Source organism: Sphingobium sp. TomTYG46 (assembly GCF_055396345.1).
In genome coordinates, this window is the sequence record NZ_AP027324.1 from 2178981 (window position 1) to 2199913 (window position 20933).

21 protein-coding genes are annotated in these 20933 nt (G+C 63.2%); 8 read left to right on the top strand and 13 right to left on the bottom strand.

What is annotated here, in order from left to right; genetic code table 11:
* Positions 1-8 precede the first annotated feature (8 nt).
* Together ACZ5YV_RS11055 and ACZ5YV_RS11060 are read right to left on the bottom strand one after the other, a co-directional pair.
* On the bottom strand, positions 9-1205 hold the full coding sequence (locus ACZ5YV_RS11055) for an ABC transporter permease (protein ID WP_464787659.1): 1197 nt from the start codon (positions 1203-1205) through the stop codon (positions 9-11).
* Positions 1205-2164, bottom strand: a complete 960-nt coding sequence (locus ACZ5YV_RS11060) for an ABC transporter ATP-binding protein (RefSeq protein WP_464787660.1) — start codon at positions 2162-2164, stop codon at positions 1205-1207. The genes ACZ5YV_RS11055 and ACZ5YV_RS11060 overlap by 1 nt, the downstream gene beginning before the upstream one ends.
* Positions 2165-2186: 22 nt before the next feature.
* On the opposite strand from ACZ5YV_RS11060, the gene queG reads away from it, so the two are divergent.
* Complete coding sequence (gene queG, locus ACZ5YV_RS11065; RefSeq protein ID WP_464787661.1) at positions 2187-3236, top strand: tRNA epoxyqueuosine(34) reductase QueG; 1050 nt, start codon at positions 2187-2189, stop codon at positions 3234-3236.
* Position 3237: 1 nt separating this feature from the next.
* Here the strand turns inward: queG and ACZ5YV_RS11070 are convergent, their stop codons facing one another.
* Both ACZ5YV_RS11070 and ACZ5YV_RS11075 read right to left on the bottom strand, forming a co-directional pair.
* On the bottom strand, positions 3238-3606 hold the full coding sequence (locus ACZ5YV_RS11070; protein WP_464787662.1) for a hypothetical protein: 369 nt from the start codon (positions 3604-3606) through the stop codon (positions 3238-3240).
* Entirely contained in the window at positions 3603-4271 is a 669-nt protein-coding gene (locus ACZ5YV_RS11075) for an EI24 domain-containing protein (RefSeq protein ID WP_464787663.1), read from the bottom strand. The genes ACZ5YV_RS11070 and ACZ5YV_RS11075 overlap by 4 nt, the downstream gene beginning before the upstream one ends.
* Positions 4272-4379: 108 nt before the next feature.
* On the opposite strand from ACZ5YV_RS11075, the gene ACZ5YV_RS11080 reads away from it, so the two are divergent.
* On the top strand, positions 4380-5384 hold the full coding sequence (locus ACZ5YV_RS11080) for an adenosine kinase (protein WP_464787664.1): 1005 nt from the start codon (positions 4380-4382) through the stop codon (positions 5382-5384).
* A 63-nt stretch (positions 5385-5447) separates the two neighbouring features.
* Here the strand turns inward: ACZ5YV_RS11080 and ACZ5YV_RS11085 are convergent, their stop codons facing one another.
* The 3 genes from ACZ5YV_RS11085 to tsaD are packed head-to-tail and all read right to left on the bottom strand — an operon-like array spanning position 5448 to position 9022.
* Positions 5448-6971, bottom strand: coding sequence for a lipopolysaccharide biosynthesis protein (locus ACZ5YV_RS11085; RefSeq protein ID WP_464787665.1), 1524 nt, complete (start codon positions 6969-6971; stop codon positions 5448-5450).
* 48 nt (positions 6972-7019) lie between these two features.
* Positions 7020-7991, bottom strand: coding sequence for an NAD(P)H-dependent glycerol-3-phosphate dehydrogenase (locus tag ACZ5YV_RS11090; protein WP_464787666.1), 972 nt, complete (start codon positions 7989-7991; stop codon positions 7020-7022).
* On the bottom strand, positions 7988-9022 hold the full coding sequence (gene tsaD / locus ACZ5YV_RS11095) for a tRNA (adenosine(37)-N6)-threonylcarbamoyltransferase complex transferase subunit TsaD (RefSeq protein WP_464787667.1): 1035 nt from the start codon (positions 9020-9022) through the stop codon (positions 7988-7990). Before tsaD ends, ACZ5YV_RS11090 begins: the two co-directional genes overlap by 4 nt.
* Before the next feature lie 44 nt (positions 9023-9066).
* On the opposite strand from tsaD, the gene hemC reads away from it, so the two are divergent.
* From hemC to ACZ5YV_RS11115, 4 genes are all read left to right on the top strand, one after another.
* A complete protein-coding gene (gene hemC, locus ACZ5YV_RS11100) occupies positions 9067-10005 on the top strand; it encodes a hydroxymethylbilane synthase (RefSeq protein ID WP_464787668.1) in 939 nt (312 codons plus the stop codon).
* A complete protein-coding gene (locus ACZ5YV_RS11105; protein ID WP_464787669.1) occupies positions 10002-10670 on the top strand; it encodes a uroporphyrinogen-III synthase in 669 nt (222 codons plus the stop codon). The genes hemC and ACZ5YV_RS11105 overlap by 4 nt, the downstream gene beginning before the upstream one ends.
* A 10-nt stretch (positions 10671-10680) precedes the next feature.
* Positions 10681-11568 carry a hypothetical protein gene (locus ACZ5YV_RS11110; RefSeq protein ID WP_464787670.1) on the top strand — a complete coding sequence of 296 codons (888 nt, stop codon included), beginning with the start codon at positions 10681-10683 and terminating at the stop codon, positions 11566-11568.
* 115 nt (positions 11569-11683) lie between these two features.
* Positions 11684-12433: an esterase/lipase family protein gene (locus tag ACZ5YV_RS11115; protein ID WP_464787671.1), complete on the top strand. Its 750-nt coding sequence runs from the start codon at positions 11684-11686 to the stop codon at positions 12431-12433.
* Between the two features lie 22 nt (positions 12434-12455).
* Here the strand turns inward: ACZ5YV_RS11115 and gltX are convergent, their stop codons facing one another.
* Positions 12456-13781 carry a glutamate--tRNA ligase gene (gene gltX / locus ACZ5YV_RS11120; protein WP_464787672.1) on the bottom strand — a complete coding sequence of 442 codons (1326 nt, stop codon included), beginning with the start codon at positions 13779-13781 and terminating at the stop codon, positions 12456-12458.
* 4 nt (positions 13782-13785) lie between these two features.
* Positions 13786-15441: an NAD+ synthase gene (locus ACZ5YV_RS11125; RefSeq protein ID WP_464787673.1), complete on the bottom strand. Its 1656-nt coding sequence runs from the start codon at positions 15439-15441 to the stop codon at positions 13786-13788.
* 117 nt (positions 15442-15558) lie between these two features.
* Here ACZ5YV_RS11125 and ACZ5YV_RS11130 point away from each other — a divergent pair, with 117 nt between their 5' ends.
* Complete coding sequence (locus ACZ5YV_RS11130; protein WP_449474435.1) at positions 15559-16494, top strand: ribose-phosphate pyrophosphokinase; 936 nt, start codon at positions 15559-15561, stop codon at positions 16492-16494.
* Between the two features lie 27 nt (positions 16495-16521).
* On the opposite strand, the gene ACZ5YV_RS11135 is transcribed toward ACZ5YV_RS11130, so the two are convergent.
* Together ACZ5YV_RS11135 and ACZ5YV_RS11140 are read right to left on the bottom strand one after the other, a co-directional pair.
* Positions 16522-16761 carry a hypothetical protein gene (locus ACZ5YV_RS11135; RefSeq protein ID WP_464787674.1) on the bottom strand — a complete coding sequence of 80 codons (240 nt, stop codon included), beginning with the start codon at positions 16759-16761 and terminating at the stop codon, positions 16522-16524.
* 49 nt (positions 16762-16810) lie between these two features.
* Positions 16811-17239, bottom strand: a complete 429-nt coding sequence (locus ACZ5YV_RS11140; RefSeq protein WP_464787675.1) for a VOC family protein — start codon at positions 17237-17239, stop codon at positions 16811-16813.
* A 79-nt stretch (positions 17240-17318) separates the two neighbouring features.
* On the opposite strand from ACZ5YV_RS11140, the gene hisN reads away from it, so the two are divergent.
* Positions 17319-18104 (top strand): histidinol-phosphatase, encoded by a 786-nt coding sequence (gene hisN, locus ACZ5YV_RS11145; protein WP_464787676.1) that lies wholly within the window; start codon positions 17319-17321, stop codon positions 18102-18104.
* A 19-nt stretch (positions 18105-18123) separates the two neighbouring features.
* Here hisN and ACZ5YV_RS11150 read toward each other — a convergent pair whose 3' ends face one another.
* Positions 18124-18654 carry an O-acetyl-ADP-ribose deacetylase gene (locus ACZ5YV_RS11150; protein WP_464787677.1) on the bottom strand — a complete coding sequence of 177 codons (531 nt, stop codon included), beginning with the start codon at positions 18652-18654 and terminating at the stop codon, positions 18124-18126.
* A gap of 39 nt (positions 18655-18693) precedes the next feature.
* Positions 18694-20874 carry an AsmA family protein gene (locus tag ACZ5YV_RS11155; RefSeq protein ID WP_464787678.1) on the bottom strand — a complete coding sequence of 727 codons (2181 nt, stop codon included), beginning with the start codon at positions 20872-20874 and terminating at the stop codon, positions 18694-18696.
* Between the last annotated feature and the right edge of the window lie 59 nt (positions 20875-20933).

Here is a 20933-nt window from a genome sequence, read left to right on the forward strand (position 1 = left end):
CCGTCTACCTATCCAACCGGGGCTGAGCGCCGCCTGAACAATTTCCGGCTGCTGCCATGGCCTGATTTAAGCACATGCCGACGGAACAGCCAGACGCCCAGACGGATAATGGCGGCAACCCAAATGGCCTGCCAGACGATCGCAAGAATATGGGGCCATAGCGCTGCGTCCTGAGCCGCCCGCGCGATCATCGCGAATGGCGAGGAGAAGGGGAAGATGATCGCGCCAATCTCTGGGGCGGAGCCCATATGATCAACCGCATAGGTCGCGAAAAAGAAGACGCCCATCTGCGCCATGGTGACCGGCATGTTGAGCGTCTGCACCTCCCGCACGGTTGCGGCCTGCGCACCGATGCCCAGGAATAACGAGCCCAGCAAGGCATAGGCCATGGTGAAATAGACGCCGCCAAGCAGCAGGAACATGGGCCATCCGACGGCAGGGGTAGGCGGGGCGATGTCCGGCCCCGCGAAAATCCGGACGCCCAGCACGACCCCCGCCCCCCAGAAGCCGATGCCGACGAAGCTCATCCCCAGCATGGCGATCAGCTTGCCCAGAAAAACGGAGTCGATCGGGACGGCGGCGGCGAGGATTTCGATCACCTTGTTGGTTTTTTCCTCCACCAGGTTGGAAAGAACCATGCCCGCGAGAAGCATGGTGAGCAGGAATATCAAGACCTGCGCCGCCCGACCGGTCAACAGTCGCGATTGCGCCTCGGCGCCCGCGCTGGCCGTAACAAGCTGCTTCTCGATCCGTACATGGGGGAGCTGTTCGCCAGCGACGGCCGCGCTAGCCAGCAGGCTGATATCGCCTTCCAGCATGGCGAGATCGTCGGCTTTGCCGGTGAGCACAGGATGGGTGATCGTACCCGACACGATGGCGATGAAGCGGGCGTCGGGTCGCATGAGCAACGCGCGCGGCACTCCCTTGGGTGCGCGTTGCAGGCGAGGGAGGTTGTCCGCCCCCAAGCGGGCAGCAAGAATGTCATGGGCACGTTCCATGCGCACCGCATCCTCCCTCGCCATGGCGATGCCGACGGTGGGGCGCAGGCTTTCGGTCGTGATCTTTTCACCCAGACCGCCAAACGCCATGCCGATCACGACCGGGAACAAGGGGCCGAGCAGGAACAGGATGAAGGTCTTTGAGAAGATCACGGCGGAAAAATCGCGGCGGGCGATAACCAGGGCCGCGCGAAGGACTTCGCTCATCAGGCGACCTCCTCTTCCGCATCCTGCATCTGCTGGACAGCGGCGGCACCCGCTATGGAGACGAACGCGTCATGCAGGCCGGGTCGTTCGATCGAGAGACTTTCGATGCCCGCCTGCCCGTCGAGCAAAGCCCGGAGCAGTGGTTCGATCCCCTCATCCGGCAGATCAAAATGCCATGCGCCATCGGCCGCGAGCGTTTCAGCAGGCAAGGCACGGCGCCAGTTACCATCGCTCGCGCGGGTCCGCAGGCGAACCTGAGGGCGCAGCTTGTCCCGCGCCTCACCCACGGATCCTTCGAACCTGATGCGGCCGCCTGCGACGATGGCGATGCGTTCACAGAGGCGTTCGGCATGCGCGATGACATGGGTGGAAAAGAGGATAGTGACGCCCCGCCGCGCCTGATCGCGGATCAATAGCTCCAACTTGCCCTGGTTGATGGCGTCAAGTCCGGAGAAAGGTTCGTCGAGAACTATCAGCCGAGGTTCGTGGACAATCGTGCCGAACAGCTGAACAGTCTGCGCCATGCCCTTGGACAATTGACGGATCGGCTTGTCGATCGAACTGCCCATGCCATGTTCGGCCAGCATTTCGCGTGCCCGCTGACGCCCTGTTTTCAGCGGCAGCCCGCGCAGGGCGCCCATGAACGCGATCGCTTCCGCCGCCTTCATCGAGGGATAAAGGCCCCGCTCCTCGGGCAGATAGCCGATGGCCCGCGCCTGACGCAGCGGAACATCATCCCCCAGCAGTCGGCGAGAACCCTCGTCAGGATCGATGATGCCGAGCAGCGTACGGAGCAAGGTCGTCTTGCCCGCTCCGTTAGGGCCGAGAATGCCGTAAATGGAGCCGGTGGGAACGGCGAGGTCGATGCCATCGACTGCCCGGAATTTACCGAATGTCTTGACAAGAGCATGGCCTTCGACGGCATAGGCCGAAGGGGGAGCCGGATTGTTACGGATCATCCACTCCTGATAGTCGCACAGCATGCCAACGCAAACCGAAACCTTGGAACAGCGCCTGAAGGCGCAGGCGCAGCGGCTGGGCTTTGCCGCATGTGCGATCGCGCGCGCGGACGCCGCGCCCGAGGCTGGGCGACGGCTGCGCAAATGGCTGGATGATGGGTGCCATGGCGAGATGCTGTGGATGGAGGAGCGCGCCGAACAGCGCGGCTCACCCAGCGCGCTGTGGCCCGACGTGCGCAGCGTCATTATGCTGGGGATGAGCTATGCTCCGGGCCGCGATCCGCTGGCCCTGGCGGAGGAAAGCGATCGTGGACGCGTATCCGTCTACGCACAGGGGCGCGACTATCATGACGTCGTGAAAAAGGGACTGAAGAGCCTTGCTCGCTGGCTGGTCGAGGAGCAGGCGAGCGCCCTTAAGGTCTTCGTGGACACCGCGCCGGTGATGGAAAAGCCGCTGGCGATGGCCGCAGGTCTGGGCTGGCAGGGGAAGCACAGCAATCTGGTCAGCCGGGCGCATGGCAGCTGGCTGTTCCTGGGCGCGATCTATAGCGAACTGGCCTTGGAACCCGACCAGCCCGAAGTGGATCATTGCGGCAGTTGCACGGCCTGCCAGTCGGCCTGCCCCACTGATGCTTTTCCCGCTCCCTATGTCGTGGATGCGCGGCGGTGCATCTCTTACCTTACCATCGAACATAAGGGGCCGATCCCGCCCGAGTTTCGCGAGAAGATTGGCAATCGCATCTACGGCTGCGACGATTGCCTGGCGGCGTGTCCGTGGAACAAGTTCGCTGATGCGGCTGCGGCAAACCGGGCGTTTATCGGACGTGCCGAACTGGCTGCGCCTGAAATTGGCGACCTGCTGGCTTTGGATGATGCGGGGTTTCGGGAGGTTTTCTCAGGGTCGCCGATCAAGCGGATCGGGCGCAACCGGATGGTCCGCAACGCGGCGATAGCGGCAGGGAATAGCGGGAACCCCAGCCTTTTGGCGCGATTGCACCCATTGCTGAGCGATGACGATCCCGTAGTGGCGGAAGCGGCGGCGTGGGCCGTGGAGCGGCTGTCTGCGTCGTGACCTACCGCCCCAGCGCTGAAGCGCAGGCGCCCGGATCGATATCGATGCCGGCGGGGGTGCGGGCATCGACATGGGTGACGACAGGCTCCTTACCGCGAGCCGGTGCGTAAAGATAGGCGTCCAAAACGCAGCGTCCGTTAGCGAACTGGAGCTTACGCATGGTGCTTTCCCGGATATCAAGCCGAGGCGTACCGAATTGCTGGACGAGGTGGCGCGCGTCCATTCCCATGAGCGGACCCGATTTCATGAAGGCGCTGGCGGGCGGACCAGCTGGCGATGGGCGCATCGGCGCAGGCGGCACAATCGAGCCGCCGCAAGCCGCCAATGGCAACGCAAGCAAGACCGAAAGGATATGTTGGGAAGCTTTCATCGTGACTTGTTCCGGACGCCGTGCAGCATGTGCACCGCCATAGCCGCGCTCCAAACGGGCGCAAGCAAGTTGATGAAGGGAATGAGGAACATAAGCGCCGAGACGAGGCCCATGAGCCACCGGCCGAGGCGGGGGATCGGCAAAAGCCCCGGATGCCTCTGCTCCACCATATCGCTGAGATCGCGACCCAGCAGATAGGCGTTAAGCACCAGGAAGAGCAGGACCGTGCCGACGCCAGTGACCAGAAGAAGGAGGTAGACCGGCAGCGCCAGCAAATTCCAGCCCGCCGTTCGCGCGGCCGAAGCGAGGGCAAGCCGCAAGCTGGGCGCGAAGCCCAAGGGCCGCGCGACGGCTGCGGCGGCGGGATAGCTGTCCCGTTCGACCGCAGCCACGATGTCGTCGGCGAACAGGTTCATGACTGCCATGGCGATGGTCCGGAAGAGCAGCCATGCAAGCGCGGCGAGGCTCATAGCCGTTACGGCTGCTTCCGCTAGGCCGCCACCACTCCAGCCGAAATATGCGCGCATTGCGTGGACTGCTGTCCAAAGACCCAATCCGGCCAGCGCGAAAATCAGCAGCGTCAGCATGATCGTCTTGGCCAAGAGGCGCAGAGCAGCCCGATGGAAGATGACGGGAAAGGCACGAAGGGCGGCGGCGATCACCATGGGCACGCTATTCCGCGCTCTGCACGCATGGTCAATCTGCAACGTTGCACGCAGCAGCGCGGCTCGATAGACACGGCGCGATTTTGAGCCATTGAGTAAGGATATCGCGTGACCGCTGCTGCTGCTCCCTCGCTAGATGTTGTCGCGATCGGCAATGCCATTGTCGACGTACTTGCCCCTAGCGATGACGCGTTCCTTGCCGAACATGCGCTGACCAAGGGCGGGATGCAGCTGATCGATGCGGAGACGGCCGAGGCGCTCTATGCCGATATGGGCGCGGGCAAAGAGGTCAGCGGGGGATCAGCGGCGAACACGCTGGCTGGCCTTGCGGCACTGGGCAAGCGCTGCGCCTTCATCGGGCAGGTGTGCGACGACCAGTTGGGCGAGGTGTTCACCCATGATGTGCGCGCCCTTGGTATCCGCTATGACACGCCAGCGGTGGGGGGCGAGGTCCCCACCGCGCGCTGCCTGATCCTGGTGACGCCCGACGCTCAACGCACGATGAACACATTCCTGGGCGCATCGCAGTTTCTGCCCGAATCGGCCCTCGACCTCGATCTGATCCGTTCAGCATCGATCCTCTATCTGGAAGGCTATCTGTGGGATCCTGAACAGCCGCGCGCTGCCATGCGCGCCGCCATCGATGCCGCGAAAGGGGCGGGCCGCAAGGTGGCCTTCACGCTGTCCGATGGCTTCGTCATTGAGCGGCATCGGGATGATTTCGTGCAACTCATCGATCAGGGGCTGATCGACATTCTCTTTTCCAACGAGCATGAAATTCAGTCGCTGGCGCAGATCGACGACTTTGACAAAGCCGTCGCGTCGTTCGCCGGACGCGTGCCAGTGCTGATATCGACGCGAAGCGAAAAGGGCGCGATCGCTGTTGTGGACGGCGTTCGTTATGAAGTGCCCGCAGCCCCGGTTGCACAGGTGATCGACACCACGGGCGCGGGCGACCTGTTCGCCGCAGGGTTCCTTGCCGGTCATATCGAGGAACTGGACGTGCATCATTGCCTCGAACTGGGCGCAGCAGCCGCAGCCGAAGTGATTTCCCATTGGGGCGCGCGGCCGGAACAGGATTTGAAGCTGATCCGGGCGAAGCTCGGGCGATAAGGAAGCAACGCGCTCGCTCGGATCGAACGGCAAAATTCAAGCCTGACCGAAGCTCTGCTTAGGTCAGGCGGCTTTCTGGCGCCGGAACAAGGCCCGGTCATCGGGGCCGAACCCCCAGCGCCAAATGACAAAGCCGTAGACGGCCAGAATCGTCCCCACTCCGAAAACAAGTTCGATCCATTCCAGTGCTGGCGGCAGAGCGACGAAGGCCGCTCCCACAATGCAGGCAGCGCCACATGCGCTGAGCAATGGCCAGCGCCACGCATTTACTTTGGCCTTCAGCAGATGAGACAAAAGGCGCGACTTCACCAGCGCGCCAACCCCCAGCGCGATGGTGAGCGCGAGAGCCGGTGCCGCTGCTATCGCCATCGGAGACAGATCAAATCGGCGCGCCAGCAATATGAGACCGAAACTGAGCGCGGCCTGCAATCCGATCATGAAGAGCGAAATCATCAGGTTGCGGTGGCGAGCGATATATACCAGCGCGGATTCGCTGACCACGGCAGTGGCCGCGACGACCTCCGCCAGCAGGAGAAAGGCGAGCGCTCCGGTGCCCCCAACGAAATGCGGCCCGACTAGCCCCATCACCGCCTCGCCGGGTATGCCAAGCGCAAGGGCGATACCGGCCTGCGCAGCGATGATCCAGAAGCCCACCTGACTGACCTGCCTCGCAATGGCGGCAAGATTGCCCTCGGCAAGGTTGCGGGTAATGACCGGCCCCAGAATGGGATCGAAGCTGGTTTTCAGCTTTTGCGGCAATGAGGCAACCTGCTGCGCCACATAGTAGACGCCGACGATCGCGGGACTGACGAACAGGCCCAGAATGGCGAGGTCGAGGCGGCGCGATCCCCATTCCACGCCATCGGCAGCGGCTAGCGGCAAGTTGCGGCGCGCGAGACGCCAAAGCCTGCCGAAGTCGGGGCGCCATCCATAGGGTATGCCATAGTGGCGGGTCATGGGGATGATAGAGGCGACAAACGCCGCGATCATGGAAACGACGTAAGAGAGGATCAGGCCATCGCGTGTGGAATAAAAAGCAAAAGCGAAAGCGCCGATGCTGATAGCCCAGGGTTCTATGATGGACCGGGCACGAACAGTGGCCCCTATGTCAAAACGATATGCACAGGCGGCGAGCGCAACGTCTGACCCTGCAACGGCTATCACGATGAGCGCCAGCAAGCGGTCAAGGCCATTGATCCCGCTGTTGGGGAACATCGCTTGCGGGAAGACAACCAATATGCAGCTGCCGATCGAGGCGGCGATCAGCGTCACCAGCATCGCGTCCGTGACGACATGGCTGTGCGAGCGTTCGGTTTGAGCCAGCGCTCCAGCAAGACCGCGCTTCAGCCCCAGCGTCGCCAGTTGCGCGATGAATTCGACAACGAGGACGGCATAGGCGAAACGGCCAAGCGCATCGGCACCATACCAGCGGCCAGCGATGAAAAGGAAAGGGAGGCGAGCAGCCAGGCGCAGAAGAAAGCCGAAAATGTTCGTCCGGCCACCTCTGGCAAGCGCCGCGATGTCATCCTGTTGCGCGGAGGAAGCCTGCTCAGTCGGCAAAGAAAGTGGATCCCCCTGTCGCGTCATATTCTCTGTTGCCGAACGGTAAACAATAAATGATCGAAGGGCGACGGATTATTCGGGACGCAGCGGACGCGCGAGCAGCGCGTCGATGACTTCGCCCAGAGGGGCCGCGTCTTCCAGCAGGGCACAGACAGCTTCCACCACCGGCATTTCGACAGAGGCCGCGCGTGCAGCCTCGCGCAGCACGGGCGCAGTAAAGGCGCCTTCGGCAACGGTGCGGCGATTGGCGAGCAGTTCGGCAGCCGATCGGCCTTCGCCCAGTCCCTTGCCGAGCGAGAAATTGCGCGAGTTGGTCGAGGAACAGGTGAGAACCAGATCACCCAAACCTGACAAGCCCGAGAGCGTTTCGGCGCGGGCGCCGCGCGCGAGTCCAAAACGCGTCATTTCGGCAAAGCCTCGGCTGATGAGCGATGCGCGAGCGTTCAGGCCGAGGCCCGCTCCGTCTGCAACGCCGCAAGCGATGGCGAGCACATTCTTGACGGCCCCGCCAATCTCCGCGCCTACGATGTCGTCGGACAGGTAGGGGCGAAAGGCAGGGCGGGCGACGCGCGCCGCAATACGCCCGGCAAGCTGTGCATCATCGCAAGCCAAGGTGACGGCGGTGGGAAGCCCCCGCGCGACCTCATGAGCGAAGGTTGGACCTGACAAAACGCCGATCGGCGAACTGGGCTGGGCCTGCTTGGCGACTTCCGACATGAGCAGGCCGGAACCAGCTTCGATCCCCTTCGAACACAGGATGAGTGGGATACCGGCAGGGAGTCCCGCCACGACAGCGCGCAGGTGCTGGGCCGGGCTGACGATCAACAGCAGTTCCCGGTCAGCCATGTCCGCCATGTCCTCCGTCGCCTGCACGGCTGGATTAAGGGGAATCCCGGGAAGATAAAGGGGATTGAGATGATCCTGATTGATGGCACTGACGACGTCCGATTCAAGCGCCCACAAGCGAACATCCTCGCCTTGCGACGAAAGGGTTTGCGCAAGGGCCGTGCCCCAGGCGCCCGCTCCTATGACACCCGCCTTCATGCCTTCACTCCTGCCCCGCGCGCTTTTTCGGCATCCGGATCCAACGGCCAGCGCGGCCGGGCTGGAACGGTAAGATCGTCAACGAGACCGGCTGCATAACGTTCAGCCCCTGCCCAGGCGATCATTGCGGCATTATCCGTGCAAAGCCAAAGCGGTGGCGCGACAAAAGGCAGATCATGCCGCGCGGCGAGTGCCTGAAGCCCCGCGCGGATCGACTGGTTGGCGGCAACGCCACCCGCGACGACCAGAGCGGTTATCCCGTCCAGCGCGGCAAGCTGCTTTTCAGTCCGATCGACGAGGCAATCTATCACTGCCTGCTGAAAGCTCGCGGCAATGTCTTCGGTCGAATATTGTCCCGATTGCGCGGCGCGCATCACCGCGCTCTTGAGACCGGCAAAGGAGAAATGCGGCTCGGCCGTGCCGACGAGCGGACGCGGCAGGGGAACGGCCTTGGGATTGCCGCTTGCCGCAGCCCGCTCGACTGCCGGACCTCCCGGGTAGCCGAGGCCAAGCAGCTTGGCGGTCTTGTCGAACGCCTCCCCACTGGCATCGTCAATCGTGGTGGCAAGGCGGGCATAGTCACCCGGCCCACGGACATGGAGCAACTGGCAATGTCCGCCGGAAACCAGCAACAGGAGGTAAGGGAATTGCAGCGTCGGGTCGGCAAGCCGGGGCGAAAGCGCATGGCCTTCGAGATGATTGACGGCGACCAACGGCTTGTTGACGGCATGGGCGAGCGCCTTGCCAGTCACCAGCCCGACCATCACGCCGCCGATCAATCCGGGACCTGCCGTCGCGGCGATCACGTCAACCTGTTCAAGTGTTAACTCCGCGTCTGAAAGTGCCGCTTCGATGAGGGGAGCCAATGCCTCGACATGGGCGCGGGCGGCTATTTCGGGTACGACGCCGCCATAGGGACGGTGCGCCTCCTCCTGCGTGGCGAGACGGTGGGCGAGTATCTTCCCATCAGCCGTCACCAACGCTGCCGCAGTTTCGTCGCAGCTAGATTCCAGGCCGAGGATGATCGTCATTGCTGCTTCCATCTAATGGCCACGGATATTAGAGCAAGCGGCATATGACATCGCAATCTTTCACACCTGATCGCCCGCTCCGCCTTGGCACGCGAGGTTCGCCCCTTGCGCTGGCGCAAGCGCGTATGACGGCCGAGGCGCTGTGCACCCGGCATGGCTGGGCAGCGGACACGATCGAGACGGTGATCGTCCAGACGAGCGGCGACCGGATTCAGGACCGGGCGTTGGCCGAAATCGGGGGCAAGGCGCTGTGGACGAAGGAACTGGACCGGGCACTGGTGGAAGGTCAGATCGACTTTGCCGTCCATTCCATGAAGGATGTGGAGACTATTCGGCCTGTGGAAATCATGGTTGCGGCCATGCTGCCACGCGCCGATGTCCGGGATCGGCTGGTCGGCGCGGAAAGCTTTGCGGCCCTGCCCAAGAATCCGGTGGTGGGATCAAGTTCCCCCCGGCGGGCGGCGCAGGTCAAGCGGCTGCGGCCTGATGCGCAGGTCGTGCTGTTCAGGGGGAATGTCGCGACGCGATTGGCGAAGCTTGCCGCAGGGGAAGTCGATGCGACATTGCTTGCAGCGGCGGGCCTCGACCGGCTGGGGCAGCCGGACGTCGGGACATGCATCCCGCTTGACGTCATGCTGCCAGCACCATCGCAGGGCGCCGTGGGCATTGAGACATTGAGCGACAATGCGCAAATCCAAGCGCTGCTGGCCGGGATCAACGATAGCGACACGTTTGATTGCGTGATGGCCGAACGAGCGGTCCTCAAAGGACTGGGCGGGACGTGCCATTCGCCCATCGCGGCTCTGGGGCGGCTGGAGAATGGGAAAATCCGCCTCGCAGCCGAGATATTGAGCGCTGACGGGCGCGAGCGGGTGGATGACATAAGGGTCATCGCGCGCGGCGATCTCAGCGCGGCGGAGGCGCTGGGCCACTCCCTGCTCGATCGTGCCAGCGCGGAGCTGCGCGCTCTGTTCGAGGCGTGAGGCCGGTCATCATCCTGCGGCCCGAACCGGGCGCGAGCGAGACTGCCGCGCGGGCAAGGAAGCTGGGCCTCCAGCCCCGCCTTTGCCCGCTGTTCGAGGCACGGCCGGTCAGTTGGGACGCCCCTCCCCCCGAGCGGTTCGATGCACTGTTGATGACCAGTGCGCAGGCGGCGCGGCTCGGCGGATCGCAGCTTGTTCCTTATCAGGCGCTGCCCGCCTATGCGGTCGGGAGCGCTACCGCCCAGGCGATGGCAGAACATGGTTTCGCGAATGTCGTCAGCGGCGATCAGGATGGCAGCGCCATCGCGGCACGCATCGCTGCGGACGGGCACCGGCGGGTGCTGCATTTGGGGGGCACGACCCTAGCACCGATAGAGGCGGGGCAGCTGAGTATCGAGCGGGTGGCCGTCTATACGATTGGCGCGAGGTCGCAGGCGCAGCTTGATCCTCAGTTGGAGCCTGAAGCGATATTGCTGGTTCATTCGCCCCGCGCGGGGAGCAGGCTTGCGGAACTGATCGCCCGGGAGCGACGAAGCGATCTCCATGTCATCGCCATCAGCCGGGCTACTCTTTCAGCCTGCGGACCCGGCTGGGCCAGCGGCGGAGCGCCCGACAGGCCCGATGACGAGAGGATGCTGGCCCTCGCGACACGATTGTGCGAATGATCCCGCCAAGATGGAAGAAAGGTCCTCAATGAGCGAAGAAGGCGACGCGACAAGCGTCACGGCGATTGCGCCCGTTCCTCCGCGCAAACGGAGTTCCTGGCCGATCTTCGCGTCCCTGCTGCTTGCCTTTGTGATCGGCGTTGCGCTTGCCATCGGCACGATGCTCTATTTTCAAGGCCGCTGGAATAATCGCGCGCAACCGTCGGTCGCCACCGCCGACCCCTATTTGCGCCCCGGCGTCGCGCTACGCCCACTGTCCGCAGACGCGGCCCAGATGCTGGACGGAAGGGTGGTGCAGCTGGAAGATCGGCTCAATCGCATTACCGTGGAGGCTCAGGCAGCGTCCGGTAATGCAGCCCGCGCCGAGGGATTGCTGGTCGCCTTCGCCGCGCGCCGTGCGCTCGATAGCGGGATGCCTCTCGGCTATATCGAAGGGCAGTTGAGGTTGCGCTTTGGCCAGGCGCAGCCGCGAGCCGTGGCGACGATCATCAATGCGGCGCGCGAGCCGGTCACGATTGCCGACCTGCGCGCCGGCCTTTCCGGCGTCGCCGATCAATTGACGACGCCCGGGCCGCAAACGAGCTGGTGGGAGTCTGTGGAGCATGAGGCCCGCGAACTCGTCACCATCAGGCGGACATCCACACCCTCTCCGCGCCCGGAGGCTGCGATGGAACGGGCGCTGCGTTATATCGATGCGGGGCGGGTAGGTCCTGCTCTCACCGAGGTGGAGAAAATGCCCGGCAGGGCGGCCGCCGACAGGTGGATGCAGTTCGCCCGCCGCTATATCGAAGCACGGCGAGCGCTGGACCTGATCGAAACCGCAGCCATATTGGAGCCGCGCCAATTGCACGGCGTCAGTGGTGGGCCAGTCACCCAAACCTCTCCCCTAGCGCCTTGATCCACCTGTCATAATCGACCAGCCGTTGAGACGGCCGCGCGAAACCATTGGACGCGCGGCGCATTTGTCATGAGAATGTCATCTTTCGCCTTCGGGCCTTGGAGACTGTTTTCTCGTGCCGCCTTATGTCGATTCGATCACCAGCTTTTGGAAGGGCCGCGTAGCGCAGCATCCTAACGATGCGGTGCGGCCTTCCTTGCGGCATTTGCTGGGCAACGCTTCCATGCCGATCGATCTGGCGCGCAGCCGTGCCCGAGCCGGTGCCTTGTCGCGAGCGATAAAGGGCGATGGGCGCCACATCCTGCTGATCCCCGGCCTGCTCGCTTCGGAGCAGCGGATGGAGATGATGCGCACGATCCTTCAGGCTGCGGGATATAGCGCTCACAGCTGGGACATGGGACGCAATCTGGGTCCCCGGCCAGACACGCTGGAGCAAATCGACCGGCGAGTGGAGAGGATTCGCGGGGAGGCAGATGCACCAGTGACCCTGGTGGGCTGGAGTCTGGGCGGGCTGTTCGCACGAGAATATGCCAAGGTCGCGCAGGAGAAAGTTGCTGGCGTCATCACCATGGGCACGCCCTTTTCAGGTGATCCCCGCGCCAATCATGCTTGGCGGCTATATCAATTGGTTTCGGGTCATCCTGTCGATTGCCCCCCTTTTGCCTGCGACCGGGAGGTAAAGCCGCAGGTCCCCACCATTGCCCTCTGGTCGCGGCGCGACGGGGTTATTGTGCCGGAATGCGCAAAGGGCAGGCCCGGCGAGCGCGACAGGGCCATCGAGGTGGATTGCACACATATGGGCTTTGCTGTCGCGCCCGAAGGCATATTGGCCGTGGGCAAGGCGCTGGAAGGTCTGCGCGCCTGATTTGCTCAGGGCGTCGTCCGGCTCAACTCAGGCGACGTAGTGCTTCGTCTCTGCCGATCAGCGGCAAGAGTTGAGCCATGTCCGGGCCGTGATCCAGCCCGGTGAGGGCACGGCGTAGGGGCAGGAACAGCATTTTGCCCTTGCGGCCTGTACGCTCCTTGAGCGCGCCGGTGAGCGCGGGCCAGATGTCCGCGTTGAAGTCCAACTCCAGCAGCATCCCCCGGGCAGTCTCGAGGAAGGCGCGATCATCCTCATCCGGAGTGGGCGCTTCGATGGGGCCGGTCACGATGCGCCACCAATCGGCGGCTTGCCCAACATTTTCGAGGTTCGGCCGGATGGCGTTCCAGCCTGCTTCATCCATCCCGGCAGGCAGGCGTCCGGACACTTCGCCATAGGGTAGAAGATGGACGATCTTCTGGTTGAGTGCGGCAAGTTCCGCTTCGTCGAAGCGGGCGGGCGCTCGTCCAAAATGCGCGAAGTCGAAGCTTTCGACCAACGGCTCGACATTCGCGAACGGCTCTACCGGCAGTGATGTGCCAAGGCGGGCGAGCAGCGACAAGACAGCCATGGGCTCCAGCCCGATCTCGCGGAAATGGGCGACGCCTAGCGAACCCAAGCGCTTGGACAGCTTGCCTTCGCTTCCGGTCAGCAATGCCTCATGGGCGAAGAGGGGGAGTACCGCACCCAGCGCTGCGAACATCTGGATTTGCGTCGCCGTGTTGGAGACATGATCTTCGCCACGCAGCACATGGGTTACGCCCATGTCCACATCGTCGATCACGGATGGGAGCATATAGAGCCAGCTGCCATCGGCACGGCGGATCACGGGGTCGGACAGCAGCTTGGGGTCAAAACGCTGCTCGCCACGGATAAGGTCGGTCCAGAGGATCGGCTGATCATGATCGAGCTTGAAGCGCCAATGGGGTGTGCGCCCTTCAGCTTCATGGGCGGCGATCTGATCGGTAGTCAGCGACAGGGCGGCGCGGTCATAGACCGGCGGAAGGCCCCGGCCGAGCAGGACCTTCCGGCGCAGTTCCAGTTCCTGCTGCGTTTCATAGGCCGGGTAGACATGGCCCGACGCCTTCAACTGCTCGAACCGGCTTTCATACAGGGCGAAGCGGTCGGACTGCTTTTCCTCGCCATCCCAGTTCAGGCCGAGCCATGTCAGGTCCGCCCGGATCGCGTCGGCATATTCCGCGCGGGAGCGCTCAAGGTCGGTGTCATCAAGGCGCAGGAGGAACCTGCCGCCGCTTTTGCGCGCCCAAAGCCAGTTGTGGAGCGCGGCGCGGATATTGCCGACATGAAGGTTGCCGGTTGGCGACGGAGCGAAGCGGGTGATGACGGTCATGAGCTTAAAGGGTCCGGAAAGCGTTAGTGATCGGATAGCGGCGATCACGCCCGAAATTGCGCATGCCGAGCTTCACGCCCGGAGGGGATTGGCGCCGCTTATATTCGGCGACATAGAGGAGGCGTTCGATGCGGGCGACCACATCCTTGTCGAAGCCGCGCGCGACAAGCTGCTCGACTGACAGTTCTTCCTCCACGAGGCCGTAGAGGATCGGGTCCAGCACCTCATAGGGTGGCAGGCTATCCTCATCCTTCTGATCCTCACGCAATTCCGCGCTCGGCGGCTTGGTGATCACGCGTTCGGGCATGACCGGACCGGATGGGCCAAGGCCGAGTGATGAGACATGCTCGTTGCGCCAACGGCTGAGGTCGAAGACGGTGGTCTTGTAGGCGTCCTTCAACACCGAATAGCCGCCCGCCATGTCGCCATAGATGGTGGCGTAGCCGACCGACATCTCGCTCTTGTTCCCGGTGGTCAGCAGCATGTGGCCGAACTTGTTCGACAGGCCCATCAGCGTCACGCCACGAATGCGGGACTGGAGATTTTCTTCGGTAAGGTCGCGCTGCCGCCCCGCGAAAGCATCGGCCAGCATCGTATCGAAAGCCGTCACGGCAGGCTCGATCGGGATCGTGTCGTAGCGGATGCCGAGCAGGCGGGCGCATTCGACGGCATCGTCCAGACTGTCCTGGCTGGTGAAGCGCGACGGCATCATGACGCTCCAGACGCGCTCCGGCCCAAGGGCGTCCACAGCCACCGCTGCCGACAGCGCTGAGTCGATGCCGCCTGACAGGCCGAGGACGACACCGGGAAAGCCGTTGCGGTTCACATAGTCGCGCAGGCCGAGCACCATCGCATTATAAATGTCGGCCGGGCGGCTATCGAGTTCATGCCGATCGCCGGGAATGCAGACCCACTGGCCTTCCCATTTTTCCCAATGGGTGAGGACGAGCGCTTCCTCCCAGTCGGCGAGTTGATGGGCGATGCCGCGGTCGGCGCCCATGACAAAGGAGGCGCCGTCGAACACCAGTTCATCCTGGCCGCCGACGCGGTTCAGATAGACGAGCGGCAGGCCGGTTTCGCGCACGCGTGTACCAGCGACGGCGTTGATGCGGCGGTCATCCTTGTCGACTTCGAACGGGCTGCCATTGGGGCTGATGAGGATTTCCGCCCCTTCGGCCCGCAGATGGGCGGTGACGAAGGGGAACCAGATATCCTCGCAGATCGGCACGCCGATCTTCACGCCTTTGAAGTCGATGGGCGCGGGCAGCGGGCCGGGCGCGAACAGGCGCTTTTCATCGAACGTGCCATAATTGGGCAGCTCGCGCTTCTGGCGGATGGCGGTGACGGCGCCCTCTTCCAGCAAGGCGACGACATTGAACAACACGCCTTGCGACGCGACCACGGTGCCGACCAGCATCGCGGGGCCGCCGTCCGCTGTCGCCTGGGCCAGACGATCCAGTTCATGGTTGGCGCGATCGACCAATGCAGGCTTCAGCACCAGGTCTTCGGGCGGGTAGCCGATCAGTTGAAGCTCGGGGAAGACGATGAGGTCGGCACCGGCTGCGCGCGCTCGCCATTGGAGCATCGCGTCCGCATTAGTCTTCAGGTCGCCCACGCTCTGTGTCATCTGGGCAAGGGCGATCACGAGTTTGTCGGTCATGCCCGCGCCCTAGTCCATTTTGCCCCCCTGCGCAAAAGCGCCTTTCCAGTGAGGGCAAGCGCGGCTAAAGGGGCCGCGTTTCGCGCACCGTCATCCAATCGTCACAGGGGTTTGGCCATGAAACTCATGACCGGCAATTCCAACAAGCCGCTTGCGGCCGCAATTGCAGATTATATCGAGATCCCGCTGACCGACGCGAGCGTCCGCCGCTTCGCGGATGAGGAAGTTTTCGTGGAAATTCACGAGAATGTCCGTGGTGAGGACGTGTTCGTCATTCAATCGACGGCTTATCCGACGAACGACAATCTCATGGAATTGCTGATCATGATCGATGCGCTGAAGCGCGCGTCGGCCAAGCGAATCACTGCGGTGGTTCCTTATTTCGGCTATGCCCGGCAGGACCGGAAGCCCGGCCCGCGCACGCCGATCTCGGCCAAGCTGGTGGCGAACCTGATCACGACGGCGGGCGCTGACCGCGTTCTGTCGGTTGATCTGCACGCGGGGCAAATCCAGGGCTTTTTCGACATTCCGACCGACAATCTCTTTGGCGCGCCGGTCATGTCGGCCGATATCCAGGCACGTTTTGGCGATCGCAACCTGATGGTCGTGTCACCGGACGTAGGCGGCGTTGTGCGCGCCCGCGCGCTGGCCAAGCGGCTGGACAACGCCCCGCTCGCCATCGTCGACAAGCGCCGCGAGCGCGCTGGCGAGTCGGAGGTGATGAACATAATCGGCGACGTGAAGGGCCGCTTCTGCGTCCTAATCGACGATATCGTCGATTCGGCCGGTACGCTGTGCAACGCGGCCGGGGCGCTGAAGGCTGCGGGCGCGGAAGAAGTGGTCGCCTATGTGAGCCATGGCGTGCTGTCGGGTGGCGCGGTTGCGCGCGTCGAGGCGTCGGAACTCAAGGAACTGGTGATCACCGATTCGATCCAGGGCACGGACACGGTGTGCACTGCCAAGAGCATCCGTCACCTGCCGATTGCCCCGCTGCTGGGCGAAGCGATCAAGCGGATTGCGGACGAAAGCTCGGTTTCCAGCCTGTTCGACTAAGCACCAACAAGTTGCGCCGCGCGACTTCTAAGAGGCGCCCGGCAGCAACACTATGGGCAAGCAGAATAGCAGGATCAGTCCGCCAACGACCTTCTGAGCGCGGGAAATGCCGAGCGGCTTTTCCCGCCAGAGCATCGGGCAGGCGAGCAGCGCCAGCAGCAGGAGCATGTTGGAAAGGACAGCTGACCCGCCGACGGGCGCGTCCTGCCGCATGGCGAGAGCGCCCAACAAGGCCGCGAAACTCAAGATCCAGCCGATCAGCGCCACAACGATTCCCTTCCGATACGAAGCGATAAACGGCGCGGATTGACGAAGCTTAAACGGCGGCTGCCCAAGGATCATAGGTGCCGAAGCTCCAGAGATTGCCTTCCGGATCGAGCGCCTCGTAGCCGCGTCCGGGATAGCCTTGATTATCATGCGGCTCGTTCACCACCACCGCGCCTTGATTGCGGGCATGGAGGCAGTGGGCGTCGGCATCCGGGACCACCACATAGATGCAGGCCGTGACACCGCCCAGATCGCGCGGCGTAGTCCAGCTGTAGAGCGACTCGGCCTCGCCATCGCGCGCGCTGCCCAGCATGACCATGCCTTCGCCCAATATCAGCTGCGCATGGTGGATGATGTGCGGGTCGGCTTCGTCCTCATAACAGGCGTGCAATGCAAAGCCGAAAGCATCTTGCAGGAAGTTTATAGCCGCTGGAGCATCGGCATAGCGGAGGCCGGGAATCAGTGGGGAGCCAGGCATGTTTTTCCCTCCTTCATCGCGATCAGGAACAGGTTGGCAAAGCCTAGCGCAGCAAGTGCTTTCCGGCTAGGCGGGAGCGATGACGACCCGCGATGACCTGACCCTTGCCCACCGCCTCGCCGACGCCGCCGCAGCGGCGATCCGGCCCTTTTTCCGCGCGCGATACGACATGGAATTCAAGTCGGACCAGTCGCCGGTGACCGAGGCTGATCGGGCGGCGGAAGCAGCGATCCGAGCCATCCTGGAAAAGGAACGCCCCCAGGACGGCATCATCGGGGAGGAATATGGAGCGATACGCGAAGACGCGGAGCGCGTCTGGATCCTCGACCCGATCGACGGCACGCGCAGCTTCATTGCGGGACGGCCGATCTTTGGCACGCTTATCGCGCTGACTGAGGCGGGATGGCCGACCATCGGCATCATCGACCAGCCGATCGCGCAGGAACGCTGGGCAGGTATGATGGGTCAGCCCACGACCTTCAACGGCGCACCCGTCACCGCCCGCAGTTGCCGATCGCTTGAAGAAGCGATCGTCGCCAGCACTGGGCCGCAATATTTCCCGGGCTGCACCGGCGAGCATTTCTCGCGGCTGGCGGGCCAGTGCCGCGACACGGTCTGGGGCGGCGACTGTTATAATTACGGCCTTATCGCGTCGGGCCATGTCGATATCGTCGTGGAAGCCGGGTTGAAGCTGCACGACATTGCCGCGCTCGTCCCGGTCGTGGAAGGCGCAGGTGGACGGATGTGCGATTGGGCGGGCGACCCCATCACGGCGGAAAGCGACGGACAGGTTATCGCGATCGGCGATCCTGCTCGGCTGGACGATGTGCTGGAAGCGCTTGCCGAAGGACATCACGCTCATTGATGTTTCAGGCATTGATGTTTCAGGCGGCCAGCGCCGTTACGGCTTCGGCATATATGCGCGCGCTCTCGTCATCGAAGCAGACAAACAGGATGATGTCGAAGGCCGACGGGAAAACAGCAAGCCGTTCCTGCACCGTCTGCGCCGCGACCCGAGAGGCTCGTTCTTTCGGATAGCCATAAATGCCGGTGGAGATGGCGGGGAAGGCTATACTGCGGAGGCTATGCTCCCGCGCCAGATCGAGCGATGATCGGTAGCAATTGGCGAGCAACTGGCTCTCGCCCGAAGCCCCGCCCCGCCATACCGGACCGACGGTATGAATGACATGCGCAGCAGGCAGGCTGTAGCCGCGCGTGATCCGCGCCTCCCCTACTGGACAGCCGCCCAACCTGCGGCATTCGGCGAGCAGTTCAGGCCCGGCCACCCGATGGATCGCACCATCCACACCGCCGCCCCCCAGCAGGGAACTATTGGCGGCGTTGACGATCGCGTCCGTCGCGCAACGGGTGATGTCGCCAGTTCGGATTTGCCAGCAGGCTGTGCCGAAGATCATACGCAGCCCCTCTCGATGAATTACCTTCGCAGCAGTACCCTAGAAAATCCCCAGAAACTTCTTCTTCTGCTTCTTTTCTTCCGTAGCGCTGGCCTTGCCGGACTCTTCCTTTGACGTTGTGCCCCGGCCCACGTCATCTCGGGGCTTCCCACCCTTCGTCCTCTGCGCCGTGGCGGTCGCGCCTGCCAGGACGGGGCCGCACGCCGCACTCTTGGCGTCCCCCACATCGACAAAGGCCAGCACGGCAGCGAGTGGGCTCGCCACGATCCCCAGCGCCGCCGCCGCACCGCCGCGCGCGATCAGTTCAGGACTGATGACGTTGATGCCAGGCTTTGCGAAATAGCCCGTGATGCCGACCGGCGACTGGCCGGAAAACAGGCTGAACTTCTTACCGTCCGCGCGGAAAGCGAGATCGAGGCTCTCGTTGCGGAAGGAGAAGCCGCCTCGTCCAAGCATGACGTTCTTCTTGGTATCGATGATGATCGGGTCCGCCGCCGCGATGCCGTTGCGAACGGTGAAGGCGATGAGGCCGCAATTGATCTGGACAGGTTGCTTCAGCTTCTTCTCAAACATTTTCGTGATGAAGGTGCCCACGTCCAGTTCGGCCAGCTGAACATTGCGCGCCCACATGGTGCCCGCAGGCAGGATGACCGCGATCCTGCCATTGGCGGTACTAAGCGAATCATGCACCGTATTGCCCATGCCCGTCATTTCCGCCCGCGCCTTGATAATGCCGGTGGTCCCCGATTCCTCGACACCCCAACGGCCGAGGAGCTTGCCCATGGGTGTCGGCGACAGGCGCACATCGTAGCGCGTACGCACCGGCTGAGCCCGCGCGTTTATCTCTATGTCCGAACTGACATGCCCGCCGGACATGTCGAAGGTGAGCGGCGAAAGCGTAAGCAGGCTGCGCTCCAGCGCTAGCGTAAGACCGATATTGGAAATGGGCACGTTGGGCGCCCTGACCTGACGCACATCGTAACGGACATTGGCGTCGAAGTTGCGCAGTGTCTCTACCCTGAGCGGTGCGTCCGGGAGGATACGGGGCCTGCCGCCGACATTTTCGATCGCGCCACTGGCGCCCTGCGCTTCCAACTTTTGGGGATTATAGCCGATGAAGGGACCCACATCGATAATATCGAGGGTGCGGGTGGCGAGGTCAGCCTTTAAGCGCAGGCGACTGTCAGGCAGCGATACAGTCATGCGCCCGGAAAGGTCGCTGTCTCCAAACCGGCCCTTAAGATGGGTGAAGCGCCATTCTCCACCCTGCTTGGTAAGCGCGGAGGTGAAGCGGTAAGTGCGGGTTTCGGGGATGGCAACGCCCAGAAAGTCGAACAGCAGGGCAAGATTGGGACCGCGCGTCAGCAGCCGCAGGTCGGCTCCCTCAATTTCGGTCGCGCCCGGCAAGGTTCCGCTGACCTCCAGGATTGTCGGCCCGGACTGTGCGTGGAGCGCGAGCCTGTTCTTTCCGCCCGTGACGGTTTCGTTGGGCGAGAGCAGACCGCCACGCAGAGTGAAGGGGCGGTTGCGCATGGTGCCGTCGCCGGAGAAGCGGATGTCACTCGCGAAGCGCGTGTCCTGCGCCTTTACCGTTTCAAAGCTTATGTCGGTGGACAACTGCATCCGGGGGTCGCGATAGCGCAACGTCGTTCCGGCAAGCAGCGCCCGGCGCACGAGCGGAAGATTGAGCGGTTCTCCCTTCTTATTCGGGTCACCGAAGGTCCATGTATTGCTCTTGCCGTCCCTCGACCATTCCAGGTCAGCGGCGGCGTTGCGAAGCTCAAGCCAACGAACGCGATATTTGTCGCCGAAGATCAGGCTAAACGGCGCGATCCGGGTATCGATAAGATCTGAATGGAAGAAGTGCGGCCTGCTCGCCCAGGGCGTATTGGCGATCGTCATTCCTTCGGCGCGAAACTTGATCGTGATGGGCGCGAAATAGAGTTGGAAGTCACCACCGACCTTGACCGGGCGCTCCAGCCGACTGGTGAGGAAGCGCTCGAAAGGATGCTTGAGGAAACGGCCCTTCGTGATGAACAGAATCAGCCACAGCAGGAAGATCAGCCCGACAATATAGGCGATGATACGCAACGGTAGAGGAACATTGCGCCATTTCTGACGCGCGGAGGCCCAATAATGGCCAACGCCTCCTGCCCCGCTGTCGGGCGCAGGAGCCGATGTCGCCGGGGTGCCCGGCCGCAGGGGATCGGCGTCGGCCATGGCGCAAGAACGCCCTTCCCCTGCTTTGGGTCCGAATCACCTTGCTTTCCGGCGGCTGG